This window comes from Citrobacter sp. MNAZ 1397 (assembly GCF_023613995.1).
Lineage (GTDB): Bacteria > Pseudomonadota > Gammaproteobacteria > Enterobacterales > Enterobacteriaceae > Phytobacter > Phytobacter ursingii.
In genome coordinates, this window is the sequence record NZ_JAKIVH010000004.1 from 148829 (window position 1) to 168983 (window position 20155).

At 52.5% G+C, this 20155-nt stretch carries 17 protein-coding genes; 6 read left to right on the plus strand and 11 right to left on the minus strand.

The features are described from left to right. The first annotated feature begins 32 nt into the window (after window positions 1-32). Window positions 33-566, plus strand: coding sequence for a DUF3828 domain-containing protein (locus tag L2097_RS20290; protein ID WP_052958937.1), 534 nt, complete (start codon window positions 33-35; stop codon window positions 564-566). Between the two features lie 217 nt (window positions 567-783). On the opposite strand, the gene L2097_RS20295 is transcribed toward L2097_RS20290, so the two are convergent. The 5 genes from L2097_RS20295 to L2097_RS20315 all read right to left on the minus strand — a co-directional run bounded on the left by L2097_RS20295 (window position 784) and on the right by L2097_RS20315 (window position 8941). Further along, window positions 784-3057: a YgiQ family radical SAM protein gene (locus L2097_RS20295; RefSeq protein WP_082137107.1), complete on the minus strand. Its 2274-nt coding sequence runs from the start codon at window positions 3055-3057 to the stop codon at window positions 784-786. 169 nt (window positions 3058-3226) lie between these two features. Further along, window positions 3227-4639: a cell division protein FtsP gene (gene ftsP / locus L2097_RS20300; RefSeq protein WP_085005776.1), complete on the minus strand. Its 1413-nt coding sequence runs from the start codon at window positions 4637-4639 to the stop codon at window positions 3227-3229. A gap of 69 nt (window positions 4640-4708) precedes the next feature. Continuing rightward, window positions 4709-5446: a 1-acylglycerol-3-phosphate O-acyltransferase gene (locus tag L2097_RS20305; RefSeq protein WP_047373101.1), complete on the minus strand. Its 738-nt coding sequence runs from the start codon at window positions 5444-5446 to the stop codon at window positions 4709-4711. Between the two features lie 174 nt (window positions 5447-5620). Then, entirely contained in the window at window positions 5621-7879 is a 2259-nt protein-coding gene (parC, locus tag L2097_RS20310) for a DNA topoisomerase IV subunit A (protein WP_047373100.1), read from the minus strand. Window positions 7880-8074: 195 nt separating this feature from the next. Continuing rightward, window positions 8075-8941, minus strand: a complete 867-nt coding sequence (locus tag L2097_RS20315) for an AraC family transcriptional regulator (RefSeq protein WP_250353571.1) — start codon at window positions 8939-8941, stop codon at window positions 8075-8077. Window positions 8942-9142: 201 nt separating this feature from the next. On the opposite strand from L2097_RS20315, the gene L2097_RS20320 reads away from it, so the two are divergent. Together L2097_RS20320 and L2097_RS20325 are read left to right on the plus strand one after the other, a co-directional pair. Further along, on the plus strand, window positions 9143-9724 hold the full coding sequence (locus tag L2097_RS20320; RefSeq protein ID WP_047373098.1) for an NAD(P)H-dependent oxidoreductase: 582 nt from the start codon (window positions 9143-9145) through the stop codon (window positions 9722-9724). Between the two features lie 30 nt (window positions 9725-9754). Next, window positions 9755-10069: a putative quinol monooxygenase gene (locus L2097_RS20325; protein WP_047373097.1), complete on the plus strand. Its 315-nt coding sequence runs from the start codon at window positions 9755-9757 to the stop codon at window positions 10067-10069. A gap of 95 nt (window positions 10070-10164) precedes the next feature. On the opposite strand, the gene L2097_RS20330 is transcribed toward L2097_RS20325, so the two are convergent. The 3 genes from L2097_RS20330 to L2097_RS20340 all read right to left on the minus strand — a co-directional run bounded on the left by L2097_RS20330 (window position 10165) and on the right by L2097_RS20340 (window position 14579). Next, complete coding sequence (locus L2097_RS20330; RefSeq protein ID WP_250353572.1) at window positions 10165-11355, minus strand: glycoside hydrolase family 88 protein; 1191 nt, start codon at window positions 11353-11355, stop codon at window positions 10165-10167. A gap of 39 nt (window positions 11356-11394) precedes the next feature. Further along, window positions 11395-12663, minus strand: coding sequence for an oligosaccharide MFS transporter (locus tag L2097_RS20335; protein WP_250353573.1), 1269 nt, complete (start codon window positions 12661-12663; stop codon window positions 11395-11397). Between the two features lie 77 nt (window positions 12664-12740). Further along, on the minus strand, window positions 12741-14579 hold the full coding sequence (locus L2097_RS20340) for a DUF2264 domain-containing protein (RefSeq protein ID WP_250353637.1): 1839 nt from the start codon (window positions 14577-14579) through the stop codon (window positions 12741-12743). Between the two features lie 163 nt (window positions 14580-14742). On the opposite strand from L2097_RS20340, the gene L2097_RS20345 reads away from it, so the two are divergent. Both L2097_RS20345 and L2097_RS20350 read left to right on the plus strand, forming a co-directional pair. Further along, a complete protein-coding gene (locus L2097_RS20345; protein WP_085005781.1) occupies window positions 14743-15612 on the plus strand; it encodes a helix-turn-helix transcriptional regulator in 870 nt (289 codons plus the stop codon). Between the two features lie 84 nt (window positions 15613-15696). Next, on the plus strand, window positions 15697-16218 hold the full coding sequence (locus L2097_RS20350; protein WP_250353574.1) for a 1,2-dihydroxy-3-keto-5-methylthiopentene dioxygenase: 522 nt from the start codon (window positions 15697-15699) through the stop codon (window positions 16216-16218). A 176-nt stretch (window positions 16219-16394) separates the two neighbouring features. On the opposite strand, the gene L2097_RS20355 is transcribed toward L2097_RS20350, so the two are convergent. The 3 genes from L2097_RS20355 to uxuA all read right to left on the minus strand — a co-directional run bounded on the left by L2097_RS20355 (window position 16395) and on the right by uxuA (window position 18406). Then, complete coding sequence (locus L2097_RS20355; RefSeq protein WP_250353575.1) at window positions 16395-16733, minus strand: DUF1869 domain-containing protein; 339 nt, start codon at window positions 16731-16733, stop codon at window positions 16395-16397. Between the two features lie 10 nt (window positions 16734-16743). Beyond that, a complete protein-coding gene (locus tag L2097_RS20360) occupies window positions 16744-17076 on the minus strand; it encodes a TehB family protein (protein ID WP_047373095.1) in 333 nt (110 codons plus the stop codon). A 259-nt stretch (window positions 17077-17335) separates the two neighbouring features. Continuing rightward, window positions 17336-18406, minus strand: a complete 1071-nt coding sequence (gene uxuA / locus L2097_RS20365; RefSeq protein ID WP_047373094.1) for a mannonate dehydratase — start codon at window positions 18404-18406, stop codon at window positions 17336-17338. A 326-nt stretch (window positions 18407-18732) separates the two neighbouring features. On the opposite strand from uxuA, the gene uxaC reads away from it, so the two are divergent. After that, window positions 18733-20139, plus strand: a complete 1407-nt coding sequence (uxaC, locus tag L2097_RS20370; RefSeq protein WP_250353576.1) for a glucuronate isomerase — start codon at window positions 18733-18735, stop codon at window positions 20137-20139. The last annotated feature ends 16 nt before the right edge of the window (window positions 20140-20155 follow it).

Here is a 20155-nt window from a genome sequence, read left to right on the forward strand (position 1 = left end):
CTGGGTATAGTGCCCCACAAGAAGAATCGACTATGCGAAAACTATTGGTATTGCTTTTTATTTGCAGCTTTTCCGCGTTTGCTGAGTCACCTCAGCGTAGCGTGGAATTGCTCTATCAGCACTATAAGGATAATCAAGCCGGCGTTATTTTTGATGCTTCCGGTAAAGATCAGGTGATTTCCAGTCGGCTCATGAAAGAAGTCGCCGAAGATCAGCGGCTGACGGCTGAGGGGGATGTGGGCTATCTGAATTACGATCCTATCTGCAATTGCCAGGATTATGACAATCTGGTGCTGGAACAGGTCGATATCGTGCCCCATGATGGCCAGCACGTTGACGCCGTGGTCCGCTTCCGCCCGTTCAGCGACGGGCCGGAGACCGTGACACAGACGCTCTCGCTGGTGGATGAAAATGGACGCTGGCTCATTGACGACATCGTCAATGAAACCCAGAGCTTATATCAGGGGATTAAAGAGTATAACCGCGAGCGGCAGCAGGAAGCGTTAGGCGATAAAGCGGCGGAGAAAAGTACTACCAGTTCACCCTCACCCCAGCCCTCTCCCTAGGGAGAGGGAGAAAAGCCAGAGACCTCTCCCAATCGGAAATGACGGAATGCTGGCACCTCTCCCACATGCGGCACATATTCCCTCTCCCTGAGGGAGAGGGAGAAAAGCCAGAGGCCTCTCCCAATCGGAAATGGCGGAATGCTGGCACCTCTCCCACATGCAGCACATGTTCCCTCTCCCTGTGGGAGAGGGTTAGGGTGAGGGCATCAGACCGCAGTTAACCCGCCTTACGCTTTACCGCTTTTTTCGCGTTATCGTTTTTCATTACGCTGCTTTTCACCGCACCACTCTTCACCGTTTCACTTTTCACCGCGCCCTTTTTCACAGCGCCGCGCGTTGCGGTTTCGCTGCGTGGGGAGCCATTCTGACGCTGATGAGCAATCGGCGTGTGCTTGGTCAGCGCCGGACGGGTATTACGATTCTGGCGGCGCGCTTCACGCATTTCATCCAGCGTCGGAGCGGGTACCAGGCAATCGCGACGTGAACCAATCAGGTGCTTTTTACCCATCTCTTCCAGCGCCTGGCGGATCATCGGCCAGTTCGCCGGATCGTGGTAGCGCAGCAGCGCTTTATGCAGACGACGCTGTTTATCGCCCTTCGGCACCACCACATCTTCACTCTTATAGCCAATCTTACCGAGCGGGTTTTTCCCCGTGTAATACATAGTCGTCGAGTTGGCGAGCGGAGACGGATAAAAATTCTGCACCTGGTCGAGGCGGAAACGGTGCCGTTTGAGCCACAGCGCCAGGTTAACCATATCTTCATCACGCGTACCCGGGTGCGCAGAGATAAAGTACGGGATCAAATACTGCTCTTTACCGGCCTGTTTCGAGAAAGTATCAAACAGCTCTTTGAAACGGTCATAGCTGCCCATGCCCGGCTTCATCATCTTCGACAGCGGCCCTTCTTCGGTATGTTCCGGCGCAATCTTCAGATAGCCACCCACGTGGTGAGTTGCCAGCTCTTTGATATAACGCGGATCTTCTACAGCGATGTCGTAACGTACCCCGGATGCGATCAGGATTTTTTTGATGCCTTTCAGATCGCGCGCACGGCGGTATAAATTGATCGTCGGCTCATGGTTGGTATCCATGTGCTGGCAGATATCCGGATAAACACACGACAAACGACGGCAGGTTTGTTCCGCGCGCGGCGACTTACAGCGCAGCATGTACATGTTGGCCGTCGGGCCACCCAGATCGGAGATAACGCCGGTAAAGCCCGGAACTGTGTCGCGAATCGCTTCGATCTCATTAATGATCGAATCTTCCGAACGGCTCTGAATAATGCGTCCTTCATGTTCAGTGATTGAACAGAAGGAGCAACCACCAAAGCAGCCACGCATGATATTGATTGAGAAACGGATCATTTCGTACGCCGGAATACGGCTGTTACCGTAGGCCGGATGCGGGACGCGCTTGTACGGCAGGGCAAAAACACTGTCCATCTCTTCGGTAGACAGCGGGATGGCTGGCGGGTTAATCCAGATGTAGCGATCGCCATGTTTTTGCATCAGTGCACGAGCACAGCCGGGGTTGGTTTCATGATGCAAAATACGCGAAGCGTGCGCATACAGTACTTTGTCGCTTTTGACCTTCTCAAAGGAGGGCAGCAGCACGTAGGTTTTTTCCCACGGTTTCGGACGCGGCGGTTGAACAACAACCGCTTTCGCTTCGGCTTTCTTCGGTTCGACAGGTTTATTATCCGCGCACGGTAAATCTTCACCATAGGGATGCGGAATGGGGTCGATTTTACCCGGCATATCAATAATGCGAGAATCCACGCCGCTCCAGCCTGGCAGCGCTTCTTTCACCATGATCGCGGTATTACGGACATCGCGAATCTCTGAGATAGGCTCGCCCTGTGCCAGGCGATGCGCCACTTCCACCAGCGGACGCTCGCCGTTACCGAACATCAGCATGTCGGCTTTGGAATCCACCAGCACTGAACGACGCACGGTATCGGACCAGTAATCGTAATGGGCGGTACGGCGCAGGCTCGCTTCAATGCCACCAAGAATAACCGGCACCTCTTTCCAGGCTTCTTTGCAGCGCTGGGTATACGCGAGCGTCGCACGATCCGGACGTTTACCCGCCACGTTATCCGGGGTGTAAGCATCATCATGGCGCAGTTTACGATCCGCCGTATAACGGTTGATCATCGAGTCCATGTTACCTGCGGTCACGCCGAAGAACAGGTTGGGTTTCCCCAGACGCATAAAGTCGTCTTTGCTGTTCCAGTCCGGCTGGGCAATGATGCCAACACGGAAACCCTGGGCTTCGAGCATACGCCCACAGATCGCCATACCGAAGCTCGGGTGATCGACATACGCATCGCCGGTGACCAGAATGATGTCGCAGCTATCCCAGCCAAGTTGATCCATTTCATCGCGGGACATAGGTAAAAACGGAGCCGGACCAAAGCAGGCCGCCCAGTACTGGGGCCATGAAAAAAGGTCACGATCCGGCTGGATCAGGGATATTGCGCTCATCTTGCTTCCAAAAAAAAGTGGCAAAAAAATAAACAAAGGGCGTGGATTATACGCTGGATCAATACATGAAATGAAGGAATATGTGTGGGGCTTTCCCCCTCGCCCCGGCGGCGCTTCGCCTACCAGGGCTACGGTATGGTTTTCTCCCTTTCCCCTATGGGGAGGAGGGCTATGCCGCCGGATTCACCAGCAACTGACCAATCGACCCGCGATCCGCCATCTCCAGGGTCTGACTGCCATACTGGAACGGGAAATGCGGCCATGACGGTTGCCCGTAATAGACCAGCAGTTCCACCTGACCATCAACCCACACGGTATCTTTCCAGCCACGGTCTTCCGGGAACGGCATGGCGCCATTAACGTTACGCACCTGGAACTGTACGCCTTCCATATGGAACGATTGCGGCATGTCAGCACGCACTGTCCAGCGCTCCCATGAGCCCTGCTGGGCGGTAATGTCGATACGCTGCGGATCCCATAATTGCCCGTTGATCCCCGGATCGCTGCCCAGCGTAATATCGCGGCTACGCACTGGTGTGCCGGTCATGATGTCCGATGGCAACAGCCGCATCGGCAACGTATCAGTAACAAGTGGCAACAGTCCGGTAGGACGCAGCGTCAGCACAAGGGTGGAAATCAAAATACTGGAGGGCTCAAAAAAGCCGCGCAGACGATCCATGATGCCAGCGGCCTCACCGCAGGTAACCGAAACCTCATCACCGTTGGTCATATCAACCAGGACTTCGCGCCGCTCACCCGGCGCCAGCGCCAGTTGCTTGATCGACACCGGAACCGGCAAAAAGCCCTGATCGCCGGAGATCACGTGCAGAGGACGTCCGTCGCTCATCTGCAACTGATAACGACGTGAATTGGAGGCATTCAGCAGACGTAAACGTACCCAGCCGCGCGACACTTCGACAAACGGACTTTGCGCGCCGTTGACCATCAGGGTATCGCCCACGAAGCCGCCGCTGCCAGGCTCGCTGTATTCCGGCGTACCAAAATTATCCAGCCGCTTATCCTGGATAATGATCGGAAAATCATCCACACCGTAGTGGTTCGGAATGGGCAGCGATTTACTGACGTCATCTTCCACCAGCCACATTCCGGCGAGGCCATTGTAAACCTGCTGTGCGGTACGGTTTGGCGTGTTGGCGTGATACCAGAGCGTGGCGGCACTTTGCCGAATCGGCAACACCGGCGCCCAGTCGTTATTCGCGGTCATCATCCGCGCGGCGCCGCCAATTAATGGCCCGGGCACCTGCAGCCCGCTCACCGTCATGGAGACATTTTCCGCCAGGCGGTTACTGTAAATCATTTTGACGTCATCGCCGCTCCAGACCCGAATCGTCGGCCCAAGATAACGCCCGTTTACTCCCCAGACCTGAGCGCGCGTTCCGGTGGCAAATGACCAGTGCGCGCGCTGGAGTGTCAGGAAAAGGGGCTGCCCGCGACGGGATTCAATTAACGGAGGTATCGGCAGCGGCGGTTGCTGCCCGGCGGCGTTCGCCCTCAGCGGTATCGCGCCTGCACAGAATGCAGCTCCGGATACCTGGATAAATTGACGCCGACTGAGTGACATAGTTGCTCCGTGTAAAAACTGAATAAACCGCGCGGGAAATCATTTCCCGGCATCAATATAGCAAAAGGATTAGACCCGTCCCGTGGCCTCGCGCTCAGCCACTTCTTTGTCCAGCTCATCAATTTTCGTTTTCATCAGCTCATGGCAACGCGCGGCCAGTTCACGAATCTGATCTTTACCGTAACCGGTGGTCTCGATTGGCGGCAGCATTTCGACAATTACCAGCCCGTTTTTCAGGCGGTTAAGATTGATTTTATTCGACGTACCAGACACACAAACCGGGATGATAGGCACACCCGCGGCGATGGCCGCGTGGAACGCGCCCGTTTTAAATGGGAGTAAACCACGCCCACGGCTTCGGGTCCCTTCCGGGAACATCCAGACAGAAATATTGCGTTTCTGAATATGCTTCACCACCTGGGCGATTGTACCGTGCGCTTTTGCCCGGTTATTACGATCAATCAGCAGATTGCCCGTTAACCAGTAAAGCAAACCAAAAAACGGCACCCACAGCAGGCTCTTTTTGCCGACGGTGACGGTAGGGGGTTGCACGATGTTAGACGCGGTGACCATATCGTAGTTGTTCTGGTGATTCGCGATATAGATAGCCTTGCCATGCTGCTGGTAACCCTGCGGGAAACGCTTTTCAACCTTTAAGCCGAATACCGGCGCCAGTCGGCCGAACATATGCCCGAAGGTAGCAACATGCTTCGGATTACGCGGGCTGAACAGGCAGTAAAGAGAACCAAAGACACACACCAGAATGGAATAAATAACAACGATAATGAAGCGAACAATAAATAGCATAGCTACCTCGAAAACCCATCCCTATGTGCACAAACACTAGCCTGCAACACTCAGGCCGGGTTAGATGCGGGGTCGTAAAAACGTATTGTTAATCGCAACTCTGGAATAAACAACGCTTTTACGGGAAAAATTCGTCATTCCCCCACGGATGAGCGGGGGATGAATGCAGAACGGTTACTCTTCGCTGTTTCCGGCGCTGGGGCGGGACGGCGAATCAATCTCAACGCGGTCGATACGCTGTAACCCACGCATCAATGTCCCACGACGACCACGCTCCCCCTGCACTTTCTGCAGTTCTTCCGGGCGCAGTTTGATTTTACGTTTACCCACATGAATCGTCAGCGTGCTCTGCGGCGGCAGCAGATAGAGATGAGCCAGGCCATCTTCGCCTTTTGCGGCTTCTGCCGATGGAATGCCGATGATCTTGTTGCCTTTGCCTTTTGACAACTGCGGCAGATCGCCCACCGGGAACATCAGCATGCGCCCTGCCGTGGTGATCGCCAGCAGCATATCCGCGTCGTTTTCAATTTCCAGGGGCGGCATCACACGGGCGTTATCCGGCAGACTGATCAGCGTTTTACCCGCACGGTTGCGCGCCACCAGATCGTTGAACGTGCAGACAAAACCATAGCCAGCATCGCTCGCCATCAGCAGTTTCTGGTCTTCGTTAGTCATGACCATATGCTCAACAACGGCACCCGGCGGCAGGGTCAATTTACCGGTTAACGGCTCCCCTTGCCCGCGCGCGGAAGGCAGCGTAATGGGGTCAATGGCGTAACTGCGCCCGGTCGAGTCGATGAAGACCACCGGCTGATTGCTCTTGCCTTTCGCCGACGCCTTCCAGCTGTCGCCCGCTTTATAACTTAAGCCCTGCGCATCAATGTCATGGCCTTTGGCGCTACGCACCCAACCCATTTGCGACAGCACGATAGTCACCGGCTCAGACGGCTGCATATCGTGTTCGTTCATCGCCTTCGCTTCTTCACGCTCATGCAGCGGTGAACGGCGGTCGTCGCCAAAAGCATCAGAATCCGCCTGCAGCTCTTTCTTGAGCAGATTATTCATCTTGCGCTCAGAGGCAAGGATAGCCTGCAGTTGATCGCGTTCTTTTGCCAGCTCGTCCTGCTCACCGCGAATTTTCATCTCTTCGAGTTTGGCGAGGTGGCGCAATTTCAGTTCGAGGATGGCTTCTGCCTGGGTCTCGCTGATGCCAAACCGCGACATCAGAACCGGCTTCGGCTCATCTTCGGTGCGAATAATATGAATCACTTCGTCAATATTGAGGAACGCCACCAGCAGACCTTCAAGGATATGCAGGCGCTTGAGCACTTTCTCCAGACGGTAATTCAGGCGGCGACGTACCGTATCGCGACGGAATGTCAGCCATTCGGTGAGGATTTCCAGCAGGTTTTTCACCGCCGGGCGACCATCCAGACCGATCATGTTCAGGTTAATGCGGTAGCTTTTTTCCAGATCGGTGGTGGCAAACAGGTGATTCATCACCTGCTCCATATCCACGCGGTTAGAGCGCGGCACAATCACCAGACGGGTCGGGTTTTCATGGTCGGACTCATCGCGCAGGTCGTCCACCATTGGCAGCTTTTTGTTGCGCATCTGGGCGGCAATCTGTTCGAGTACGCGCGCACCGGAAACCTGGTGCGGCAGCGCGGTAATCACCACTGCGCCGTCTTCTTTTTTCCACACCGCACGCATCCGCACGGAACCACGCCCGTTCTCGTAAATTTTACGGATCTCAGTTCGCGACGTGATGATTTCCGCTTCGGTCGGATAATCCGGCCCCTGGACGATATCCAGCAACTGATCAAGGGTGGTTTTCGGTTGTTCAATCAGGGCGATAGCCGCTTTTGCCACTTCGCGCAGGTTATGCGGAGGAATATCGGTCGCCATCCCTACCGCAATGCCGGTGGTGCCGTTGAGCAGAATGTTTGGCAGGCGCGCAGGGAGCATCTTCGGCTCCTGCAACGTACCGTCAAAGTTCGGTACCCAATCCGCCGTGCCCTGCCCCAGTTCACCCAACAGCACTTCTGCGTATTTAGACAAACGGGATTCGGTATAACGCATTGCGGCGAAGGATTTCGGATCGTCCGGCGCGCCCCAGTTCCCCTGCCCATCAACCAGCGGATAACGGTAAGAGAACGGCTGTGCCATTAAAACCATGGCTTCGTAACAGGCGCTGTCGCCATGCGGGTGATATTTACCCAACACGTCGCCCACGGTACGGGCGGATTTTTTGAATTTGGCGCTGGCACTCAGCCCCAATTCAGACATAGCGTAAACAATGCGACGCTGAACAGGTTTCAGGCCATCACCGATAAACGGCAACGCACGGTCCATGATGACGTACATGGAATAGTTCAGATACGCGTTTTCCGTAAATTCATGTAGCGCAAGGCGCTCTGCCATATCGCTCATTAAGTGTGATTCCTCAACGTGTGCGTCCGCCTTTTCGGCGGCAATATTGCCGCAGATACTACCCTATCTGTGACGTTAAGGCATAGTGATGCGCATACAAAACCGATCGCGCCGGGGGACTTTCGTCTGGTCAGGAATCATTTAGCCATTTATCAACATGGCAGCGGCCGCCGAAGATTGGCGACCGCGTTATGCTTATGCGAGGGGAAGGTAAATATCGGTCTTGAGTTCGTGCTCAGGCACCTGATGCACAAAATTCAGATAGTGGAAAAAAACCGGGAAGTCGCGCACGGTTTCGCCACTCTCCGGCAGCCAGTGCCGATAGAGGTGATACACGCTCTCGCCTATGGAATCGAGAGAGCCATGGTGACGAATGACCGCGCAGCGCCCGCCGGGGATCTCGCTATTTTCCACGCCAAATGTATTCGCCGGGACGGCCTGCTCCACGGCCGCGCAAATATCAAAGCGGAACGCGTCTGCAGGCACTGAGGCGGGATCGTCCCACGCAATACCGTAGGTCGGATAACGCTCAACCGGCGAAAGCCCGCTGCTTCGACGCCACTCAATAAATGTTGCCGCGCTGGCATTCACCCGTGCCGGGTCGCCCCGGTGTTTGAGTATTGCCACCGGCGTGGTTGGAAATACGACTATGTTGATCTCTTTCATCGTTCGCTCCTGTAAAACGTTTTTCGGTACGCGTTGGTGCCAGCTCACCCAGTCCGGCTCAAGACGGAACTGACGGGGGCTGGCGCCTAACGCCGTTTTGAAGGCGCGACTGAACGACTCCGGATTTTGAAAACCGGCATCCAGGGCAATATCGATAATTTTATCGTGCGGATTAAACGCCAGCCGCCATGAGGCGTGACGCAGCCGCAGCCACTGAATATAGCGATAAAGCGGTAACCCGCTCCAGGCCGTAAACATCCGGTGAAAGTGGAAAGGCGAGCAGTGCGCAATCGCACTCAACGCCTCCAGTGATAACGGCTCATCCAGATGACGTTCAATATAATGACAAACCATTCTGAAACGTGCTGAATAATCCGCCTTACGCGTGTCGTTCATCGCATCCTCCTGAGGCTCTACTTTGGCGATTCGACAGACGTTAATCCTGACCGATCTTGCGTAATACGCACAGTCGTTTCCGTACGCCACCTGAGAAGGATTATTGCTTTAAACGCAAAAGTCTTTGCACGCTTTGCCAATTTTGTCACCGACGCAGGCGGGATAAAATGACCGGCATTAACGTTTCGCTAAGGACAAAAAATGAGCAACATCCTGATCATCAACGGCGCGAAAAAATTCGCCCACTCCAAAGGTCAACTCAATGACACCCTTACCTCCGTCGCGGAAAGTTTCCTGCGCGATAACGGGCACGCTGTAAAAAGCGTACGTACCGACGGAGATTATGATGTTAAAGAAGAAGTGCAGAATTTTCTCTGGGCCGATGTGGTTATCTGGCAGATGCCCGGCTGGTGGATGGGCGCCCCCTGGACTGTGAAAAAATACATGGACGATGTGTTTACCGAAGGCCACGGCTCGCTGTACGCCAGTGACGGCCGTACCCGTTCTGACGGCGCGAAAAAGTACGGTTCCGGTGGTCTGATTCAGGGTAAAAAATATATGCTTTCTCTGACCTGGAATGCCCCGCTTGACGCATTTACCGATGAAGAGCAGTTCTTCCATGGCGTCGGCGTTGACGGTGTTTATCTGCCGTTCCATAAAGCGAATCAGTTCCTCGGGATGGAAGCCCTGCCGAGTTTTATCGCGAATGACGTGATCAAAATGCCAGATGTGCCGCGTTATATTGAGGAATATCGCAAGCATCTTGCGGAGATTTTTGCTTAACTGTGAGACTGGACTTAGAAGGAGTTAACCATGTTGACAGTGATTGCTGAAATTCGTACCCGTCCTGGCCAGCACCATCGCCAGGCGGTCCTTGATCAATTCGCAAAAATTATCCCGACCGTGTTGCAGGAAGAGGGTTGCCATGGCTATGCGCCGTGGGTTGACCATGCCGCAGGCGTCAGTTTCCAGACAACCGCACCGGACTCCATCATCATGGTGGAAAACTGGGAGAGCGTGGCGCACTTAGAAGCGCATCTGCAAACGCCCCATATGAAAGCCTGGAGCGAAGCCGTGAAAGGCGATGTTCTGGAAACGCATATCCGCATTCTGGAGCAAGGGGTTTAATCCCCTCGTAGAACCCCGGATGCGGCAACGCCTCATCCGGGCATCTCAAATAGCCTGGATAAGGCGAAACCGCATCCGGGACAAAACCCCATTCACTACCAGTACAGCTTCCAGCTCTCGCTAAAGCGCATTAACGCCTCAACGTAGAAATAATCCCCCCAGCTACAGCACTCATCCACCCCTTTATCACTGGAAAGATGGTACACCGAATGCTTAAGCAGCCCGTTGGTTGGCTCGTTTTTACCGGCCAGATAGTGCTTGCCCAGTGACGACATAATACGCATCGCCCACTGCTGATAACGTTCACGATCCGGGTCGGTAACCGGTAGGTGTTTGACCAGCTCCAGTAGACCGCAGACCGCAATCGCCGCAGAAGAGGAGTCGCGCAGCGCGTCGGTCCCCACCAGTGCCAAATCCCAGTGACACACCGCATCCTCCGGCAGGCGATTCAAAAAGTAGTTCGCCAGCCGTTTTGACAGGGCCACCATCTCTTTATCGCCGGTATAAATGAAGCTCAGCAGGAAACCGTAAATCCCCCAGGCCTGCCCGCGCGACCAGCAGGAGTCATCGGCGTAGCCTTGCTGAGTGTTACCGTAGCGCGGCTCGCCGGTCTGCACATCCATATAGTAGGTATGAAAGGTCGAGGCATCTTCGCGGATAAGATAAGTCGCCGCCTGCCGGACATGGGCCTGCGCTGCCCGCGCAAAACGCGGGTCACCGGTTTGCTCGCTCGCCCAGTACAGCAGCGGCAAGTTCATATTGCAGTCGATGATCATCCGCCCGGCCTGCTGCGGGTCTTTAAGATCGCCCCATGCCTGAATGATCTGTGCCTTTGCGTGAAAACGCTCAAGCAGCGCCTCGGCGGCCTGCAGAGCAAACCCGCGTGCATCGCGGTTACCCGTTAAACGCCAGGCGGCAACGCAAGAGAGCGTATAAAGAAAGCCGAGGTCGTGCGTGTTAGTGTCGCTGCGCCCCGCAATGCGCAGGCCAAAAGAGCGCACATTTTTTTCCGCCATGGCGCGAAACGCCGCGTCACCGCTCATCTCCCACGCCAGCCACAGTTGCCCGGTCCAGAAACTGGTGGTCCACTCAACGTTATCGGTCAGCGGGTAGTAGCCTTTCTCGCAGGTCTCTGCGGGAAACTTCTCACCGAATTCCGTTAAATGACGGCGAATCAGCTCAAGGGTGTGTTGACGTGCGCTGTCCAGCTCATCAGAAAACGCCTGCCGATTAAACGGTGCGCCTGGACATTCACGTAACGGCTCCTCAACGATTTTACTTAACATATTTCGGTTCCTTATTTTACTGGCAGTTATGGCCGGGAATTAACGTGAAAGGTTATTTCCAGCAATATCTAAAGGAGAATGCTGTCGCCATTTGCTTTGGCAGGCGGAAAGCGTTATTGCAGAGATGGCGGTAAAAGCCAGCGCAATTGATCCCATAATGATGTAGGTATTTTCAAAACCAATGCGGTCATACAATAATCCCGCCGGTGAAGAGACCACCACATTGCCGACATACAACATGGCTTGATAGCCTAACAAATACATGGTGGCATTAACGCGCTTATCGAAGTGCTCAGCGATATATTTAAATACCGACACCAGCAGCAAACAGATTTCCAGTCCATACAGCGGTTTTAATACGGAAATCAGCAAATGCGATTCACACAGGCCGGAAATAATCAGGCGGGCACCGACAAAGGCGCCGACCAGTAATAAGCCCCGCTTAGCACCGATAAAGTTCACAAACAGCGGGATGACCATATACATCACAAATTCCATGCCTGACTGTACCGTGCCCAGATAGCCGAACACGGCGTTGCCCTGGTGGATATCCGCGAAAAAGGTAACGAAATAACGGGAGAACTGCTGTTCGGCGATAAACATCATCCATGCCACACCCGCGACATACAGGCAGAAAGCCCAGAACTTCCGGTTACGCAGCAGGGCATACACGTCCGCCGGAGCGATCTTCTCTTTTGCCAGCACCTCACTGGCGTGAGCCGCCTGGGTGTTCACTTTCAGGCTCAGCAGTACGCAGAACATGATGACGGAGGCCACGCTCCCCATAATGAAGTTCCACGCCGGGGAGATGTTAAACAGCAGCCCGGAGAAAGAAGACGCCACCGCCCAACCGAGCGAACCCCACATGCGGATCTGCCCGAACTCCATACCGTTTAATCGGCTGTAGCGGTCGCTGTACGATTCACAGGCGGCCACCCCGGCATACCAGGCAAAACTTAAATAAATCGCACCAACGATAATCCCCAATATAGTGTTGGAAATTAATAGCGGCTGATAGACATAGATAAAGAACGGCGCCATCAATGCCGACATCAGCACGACAAAATAGAGCAGATATTTACTCATGCCTATTTTATCCAGAATGTATCCATATATCGGTTTGAGAATAACGGAAAACACACCGTTAACGGCAAAGACGGTACCGATAACCGTACCACTCAGGTTGGCTTTTTGTCCCAGCCAGATAGCGAGCAAACCAATACTTGCCGACCAGGTAAAGAAATAGAGAAAGATAAAACTACTGATTTTATAATATTCAGTACGGGTATTTATGGTTAACTTTTCCATACTATCCTCGACAAAACAGGTAGAGTTCAGGGGTGCTGAATGCAATTTAAAATACTGTTTGTGGGTAATAGCATTCACTAAAATACAATGGTGATGCTTTTATTCCAGCGAGCGGGAGTCACCACCAGCTGGTTATTTTCACGTTGAAACACGGGTAATTCAGGCGTTAACGGGCTGTCCGTTGGCATTGCCTGCACTGCACACACCAGCCAGTGCGTTCCCGGTAAAAGCTCGCCTTTAAGCTGCGGGATAGCCGCGCACTGGGCAAACATGATGCTGCTATTGGGCGGTGTTACCAGGCAGTCCGGCTCGCGCGCAAGATCAGGCGATAAGTCATAAATCATGCTGGTCCCGTTTTCCGCCTCCACCCGACAGCCCGCTTTCCCTTCATGCGGAGCTAACTGGTACGGCGCTTTGATTACCGCAAAGCCCCCTTCCACACTCTGCAACGTGCGAGTCGTGTCAATACGGTGCACGCGGACATGCCAGTCATCGCAGGGAATCAGCCAGGTTGAGACATGTACGTCATGCCAGGCAGACCAACGCGAGAAAATGTGGTCGACATGGACGCTCACCTCTTCGCACTCACGGCGGCCGCGGAAATAGTTATCGCCTTCGCTCAGTAGCAGCATGGAGTCGCTGGCGGCATGCTTGATGCCGTAGCGCCCGCGTTCGATGGTAAAACCAAAGGCGCTGGAGTACGCAAATTTGGTGTATTTGGCCTCGGTATTGACGTAATTGTTCAGCTCCAATTGTCCGGATGTCAGCATATAGACGTGCCGGGATGCCGCGCTGTGCACCAGGATTTGCTGGGCATGAGGAACGACACGTTGCGCGGCAAGCTCCGGCAATGGCAGCTCCTCTGCCTGCCAGAAGGCGTGGCTTTCCGGCAGCGCCAGAACCAAAAACACTTTCAGCGCCCAGTAAGGCGAACCCGGCGAGTTGTAGTCTTCGCACATCGCCAGATTGGGGTAGGCAAACCCCAGTGTCAGAATGCCGTCGCGATCGAAAATAGGCTGGCGTAACCACCAGCGCAGATGGCGGAGGATCAGCCCCTTTACCACGCCCGGCGAGAACGTATTCAGCCCCGCGAATGCCACCGCACTCCAGAAGGCCACCATCGCAAAACGGTACGTCAGGCTACGGCCAAACGGCACGGATTCGCCGCCCGACGCGGACATATAGATAAAGTCGCGGGCAAATAACGCCGCCCTTTCACGTAGACAGGCGGCGCGCCCTGGGTCATCTTCGCCATTGAGCGTGGCATAAATCAGCCCATAGAAATGAAAGGCCATCGAGATGTAGTAATCTTTGGGCCTACCCGGCCCGTCCGAGTACCAGCCATCGCCCAGATAGTAGGCTTCCATCAGGTTAAAGCGCCGCTCGATGGCTTCACGATCCCACGGCAACCCCGCACGCTTGAAGCCCAGTTGCACCAGGATGGCGAAGTAATTCCAGTTGCTGTCAGGCATCTGCGCGTCGCTGATTTGATTAAGCCAGCGATGCAGATTGTCCCGCTCCCGTGCAGAGAAGCTGGCCAGGCATGTGTCCTGCAACAGCGCGAGCCCAAGTCCCCAGGCCGCCATCTCGACCAGACGCTGATCGTAAGGTCCTGTGTCGCCCCAGTAGCCGCTGCTTTGCGGGTCGGTGCCGAGCTTCAACGCTGTGATGTATTTTTCACTCAGTGGCAGTACTTCACCGCCTGCCAACAGAGGGAAAATCCCCCACATCGCCCGGGATAATCCCTCCATTTCAGCAATGTCTGCGCCGTAATGCGCACAGGTTTCGCCCAGCGAAAATCCCGAACGCCCCGCCGGAAACTGCTTATCCAGCGCACTCAGCATCGTCTTAAGCGCTGCTGACACATCGCTACGTGAAGACAATGGAATTGATTTTTTTCCTTCAGCCATCTGCATCGGTTCACCCTCCGGTAAGTGGCTAAAGAATAGTGAATCGATAGAGTAGTGAAATGTTACCTCAGTCACAGTGGAGAATTTTCACCGAACCAGTAGTTGAGGAAATTTAAAATGGTGGTTTATAACAGCAGGTAATGAGACCAAAATTGAGAATGGTTGCACTATGGCTGAACCCTGGCATGCGGAACGTCTGGAGCTGATCTCGTTAAACGACGCTATCGTGTCGTTTAGCCGCCTGTTTGCCAATACCGTGCGCTACCATCATTGGCATCAATGCCTTGAGCTGCTGTACGTGGAAGAGGGATTTGGCGTAGTGATGGTCGATAACCGCCAGTACACCATGCGCCCCGGCAGGTTGTTTTTCTTCCCGCCTTTCACACTCCATAAAGTGATGGTGGATGAGCAAGCACAGAACAGCTACCGGCGCACCATCATCCACGTGGATCATCGAGCCATCCTCAAACTATTTCGTGACTTTCCGCATAACCAGCGGCGGTTGCAGCGTCTCTCGGTGCGCGGCGGGCAGGCCGTGGTGATGGATGCAGCGGATATTCATACGCATATCGATCACCTGTTTAGCCGCTACGCGCAGCAGGCCACCCTCGCCAGCCTCAATAGTGAGCAGGTCGCTTGTTTGCTGTTAACCCTGCTGAATATGCTGCCGGAAGAGAATGAAAAAATGCCGGAAGATCTCACCGGAATTGCCACGCCGGTGATGTTCTGGCTGGAAGAAAATTATCAGCAGAAATTTAGCCTCGCCCGGCTGGCAGAGGATTTGGGGAAATCGCGCAGCTATGTATCGCGTCGTTTTCTGTTTGAGACCGGTGAACATATTCACCAATACCTCAATACCATCCGCCTGCGAAAAGCCTGCGAATTACTGCTGCACAGTATGAGAAGCATCGGCGAAATTGCCAGCGAGACAGGATTTTCTGATGTGACCTATTTTATTAGTACCTTCAAAAAAGGGATTGGCGAGACGCCCTTACAGTATCGAAAAAATCATGCGACCCGCTTCGCTCAGAAGCAATAGCAATATTATATACAGAACCCGTCTTGCCATTACCCATGCGACATGAAAGGTTATAGTCTTTCTATGTTACCAGGGTAAATCACGATGACGGCATTACACGTATTCCAGCGCCCGCAGACAACCGACCCCATACAATCACTTTCCGGCTTTGATGATATCCGCACCTTTCTTTCCCAGGCCGGTATCGTGCTTGAACGCTGGGATGTCAGCGGCGTTGATAAAAGAACGGATGGCGCACTGCTGCTGGCACAATTTCACGACAGTATCGAAGCATTAAAACAGCGCGAAGGCTATCAGTCGGCGGATGTTATAGCGCTGACGCCAGACCATAAAGACCGTATAGCGCTGCGGGAAAAATTCCTTCAGGAACATACGCACAGTGAAGATGAGGTGCGTTTGTTTGTGCATGGCAGCGGCACGTTCTTCGTGCCTGTCGGGAACCTGGTGGTAAAACTGGTCTGCCATGCGGGGGATTTGCTGCGCGTCCCCGCCAATACGCCGCACTGGTTTGACAGCGGTGAATACCCGGATTTTGTCGCCATCCGCATCTTCACCAACCCGGAAGGTTGGGTTGGCCATCTGACCGGTCGCAGTACATTTTATTGAGGGCGGCTATCTGGTGGCGCGTCTGGCCGCGTTTAAGATCGCACGGCGGTAAACCCAAAGGCGAAAGCGCGAAACATATCGCGTTCTTGTGCCCGTTACCGGAAGAAGGTAATCAGATGCGCCGCCTGGCCAGTCATACTGGCCGAGCTGGCGATCCTTGCTATATCAGAAGTGACTTACCATCCGCAGACGTTGGTCTCTTCGTCTGATTCATAGCCACGCACGATATTAATCAGATCCTTGACCGCATCCGCTGCCACGGTGGCATCCTGCAACTCAGCCAGCGCAGAGAAATCTTTATCCACTGACACGCCGTTATTGTTATTGGTCACCGTCAGAATAAAACCCAGCTCGCTTGCGCTCTTGTCCGCCAATGTTTCAACCAGCTCTGCTACCGCCGCGACGGCGATATCCGGCACATAGAGCGCCATCGGTTTCAGATACACTTTCTCTGCGCTTTTTTTGCTGCCGCGGTTTGTGATGGCCAGAGAATAGCCTTTGTTTTCCGTTGTCATGACATCCACCTCACCCTTCAATCAGTACATTGGGATCGACCCAAAAATCGACATTGAATACCGTATCGTCTGATAGCGCTTCAATGCGATGCCACTTTTCTGCCGGAAATACGCCAAACTGTCCGGCTTCGATGGTCAGCGTTTCCACCGGCTGCGGGCTGGTTTCGTCGGCATAGCCGTAATAGCGAATCGCCCCCTGCATAACACACAAGCGTGGATTTACCCCCTGGCGCGTCCCGGCATCCAGATGGCGTTGCCATATAGAGGCGGGTGCAGTCTCTTTGGTCCATAACGGCGTTGATCGCACGTGCACATAATGTGTTGGTATAACAATACGTTGCATGTTTCATCCTTAATAAAGTGAGTGTCGGTTGAAACAATATATTGCAAATAAAATACACCTTTAATGAGAGAATAAAAGCGTTGAAGCAGCGTTGTACAACATGAGGGGTAGAGAGGGGGTAGACCGGGAAAAAGAGAGATAAAGGGGTATGAAAAAAGCGCACCCGGACCATCCGGTTGCGCCGTAAAATGCCTTATCCAGGGGCCCTGATTTCAGTATCACAGGGTTATGGCGATGGAGTATCGCCAGTTTCAGAACATTACGCAGACTGTTTTTGCAACGCTTCCCACAGGCCCATCAGGTAAGTGACACCCAGTGCGCGATCGTATAATCCGTAGCCCGGGCGACCGGTCTCCCCCCAGATAAAGCGACCATGATCCGGGCGAATATAACCATCGAAACCATTGTCATGCAGCGCTTTCATCACGTTGTACATATCCAGAGATCCGTACTGCGATGGATGTGCACACTCATAAAAATCTTTATCTTTTATAAGTTTAATATTACGCACATGGGCAAAATGAATACGCTTGCGACGGGTAAATTCAGCCAGAATTTCGTAGACATTGTTTTCAGGGTCTTCTGCAATTGACCCCGTGCAAAGAGTGATGCCGTTGGCTTCTGAATTCACGGCATTGCAGAGCCAATCCAGATCCTGACGATTTTTGACCACGCGCGGCAGACCGAAAATAGAGTACGGCGGATCGTCCGGATGAATAGCCATTTTGACGCCAACATCTTCACAAACCGGAATCACTGCCTTGAGAAAATAAACTAAATTTTCACGCAGCTTTTCGTCATCGACATCTTTATAACTGGCGAATAATTTCTGTACCTGCGCCAGTCGTTCCGGTTCCCACCCAGGCAGCGCAAAGCCGTTTGAATTACTGAGCACTTCACTGACCACCTCTTCCAGGCTTTTATCAATATCCTTCTTCTCAAATGCCATGGTCAGGGAGCCGTCTGGCAGAACATAGTTCATGTCAGTCTTCATCCAGTCAAAAACAGGCATGAAGTTGTAGCAAATGACTTTCACACCAAACCGCGCCAGATTTCGAATAGTTTGCTGGTAATTGGCTATGTAACGATCGCGGCTCGGCAGACCAATTTTAATGTCGTCATGAATATTAACGCTTTCGATAACCTCCATTTTCAGCCCGGCAGCACTTGCCTGGCCGACCAGCGCTTCAATCTTGTCTTCGGGCCAGATTTCGCCTACCGGGACGTCGTACAACGCGCCGACTACACCTTCGACGCCCGGAACCTGGCGAATATATTCCAGAGAAACCTTGTCCTCTTTTGGTCCAAACCACCGCATTGTCATCTGCATAAAACAACCTCGACCCGAATGAATAAAAATATCTACCATACTAGTAGCTGATGAGCAGTACAGTAAAACGACGAGCTTCAATAATCAATAGATTTTGTGAATCAATAAGCGAGGTTAAATAGATTAAGCAGTATGTTAAGCATCCGTTAATAACTAACCCGTAAATGCGGTTAAAACATCATTTCAAAATTTGACCATCTTCACATAATTAAAAACTAATCTGGTATGGTAGTAGACTGAACGGTTTTTAGGTATACCGTAAATACAGCTCAGTTAATGCATCTATAGAATTTCCTCAGGTAAAAAATTTCAGGAGCAAGTCGGTCATGACGTTGATTAACGACGATTTTATGATTAACAGTAGCGCAGGAAAAACGCTATATACGCGCTATGCTAAGAAACAACCGATACTGGATTATCATTGTCATCTTGAAGCGAAGGATATTTTCGAAAACCTCCCCTTTCGCGATATCACCCACCTCTGGCTTGAAGGCGACCATTACAAATGGCGAGCTATGCGTGCCAATGGTATTAAGGAAAAATATATTACAGGCAATGCTTCTGCTGAGGAGAAATTTGAGGTCTGGGCTAAAACGGTTGAATCCAGCTTTGGCAACCCGTTATATCACTGGACACACCTTGAATTAGCTCACTATTTTGATATTCACACTCCGCTAAACCATAGCAACTGGCGCGAAGTGATGAATGAATGTAATAAAAAATTGAAAAATAGTGATTTCACCCCGCGCAACCTTATTACACTTTCGAATGTTGAGGTTATTTGCACGACAGATAAACCTCTTGATGATCTGAAATATCATCAACTACTTAAAAATGAGAACGGGTTTACTACGCGTGTTCTGCCGACATTTCGTCCTGATGAATTATTCGAAGCGGATCCCGTCCGCTTTAGCCAATTTATTGATCAGCTCAGTAAAATAAGCTCAGTCACTGTTACGCATTTTTCATCGTTCATTGCTGCCATTGCCGGGCGTATCGATTTCTTCCATGAAGTGGGCTGCCGTATTTCCGACCATGGTCCGCTGGAAGTGAGCTATCAGCGCGTCAGCGATGAGCAGGCAGAGACGCTTTTTGCAGCTCGTATGGCGCAACAAGCGCTTTCTCCTGAGGGGATGCAGGCATGGAACAGCATTATGCTGGTGAAACTAGCCGCCCTCTATAAGCAAAAAGAGTGGGCGATGCAGATTCATTTCGGTGCTATCCGCAATAACAATATGCCGCAATATCACGCCATTGGTATTAATAGCGGTTTTGATTCAATTGCCGACCAACAAAATCTGGCAGCTAATTTAAACGCGTTACTTAACGCTATGGCAGAAAATAACGGATTACCCAAAACCATTCTCTACAACTTAAACGCTGGCTACAACGATATTGTAGCATCCGCATTAGCTAATTTTCAGAGTGGTGAGGAAGGAATTAAATCGCCAATGCAATTCGGTTCGGGATGGTGGTTTAACGATACCCAGCGAGGCATGCTCAATCAATTAACGACATTATCCGATCAAGGACTGCTTGCTAATTTTATTGGCATGCTTACTGATTCCCGTAGTTTTGTTTCTTATACCCGCCATGATTATTTCAGACGTATTCTTTGCAATCTTATAGGCGGTTGGGTGGACCGGGGTGAGGTACCAGAGGATATGGATATTTTATCCAGCATGGTCAAAGGGATTTGCGCTGATAACGCCCGTTCTTATTTCAATTTCTGATTTTACAATCGAGATA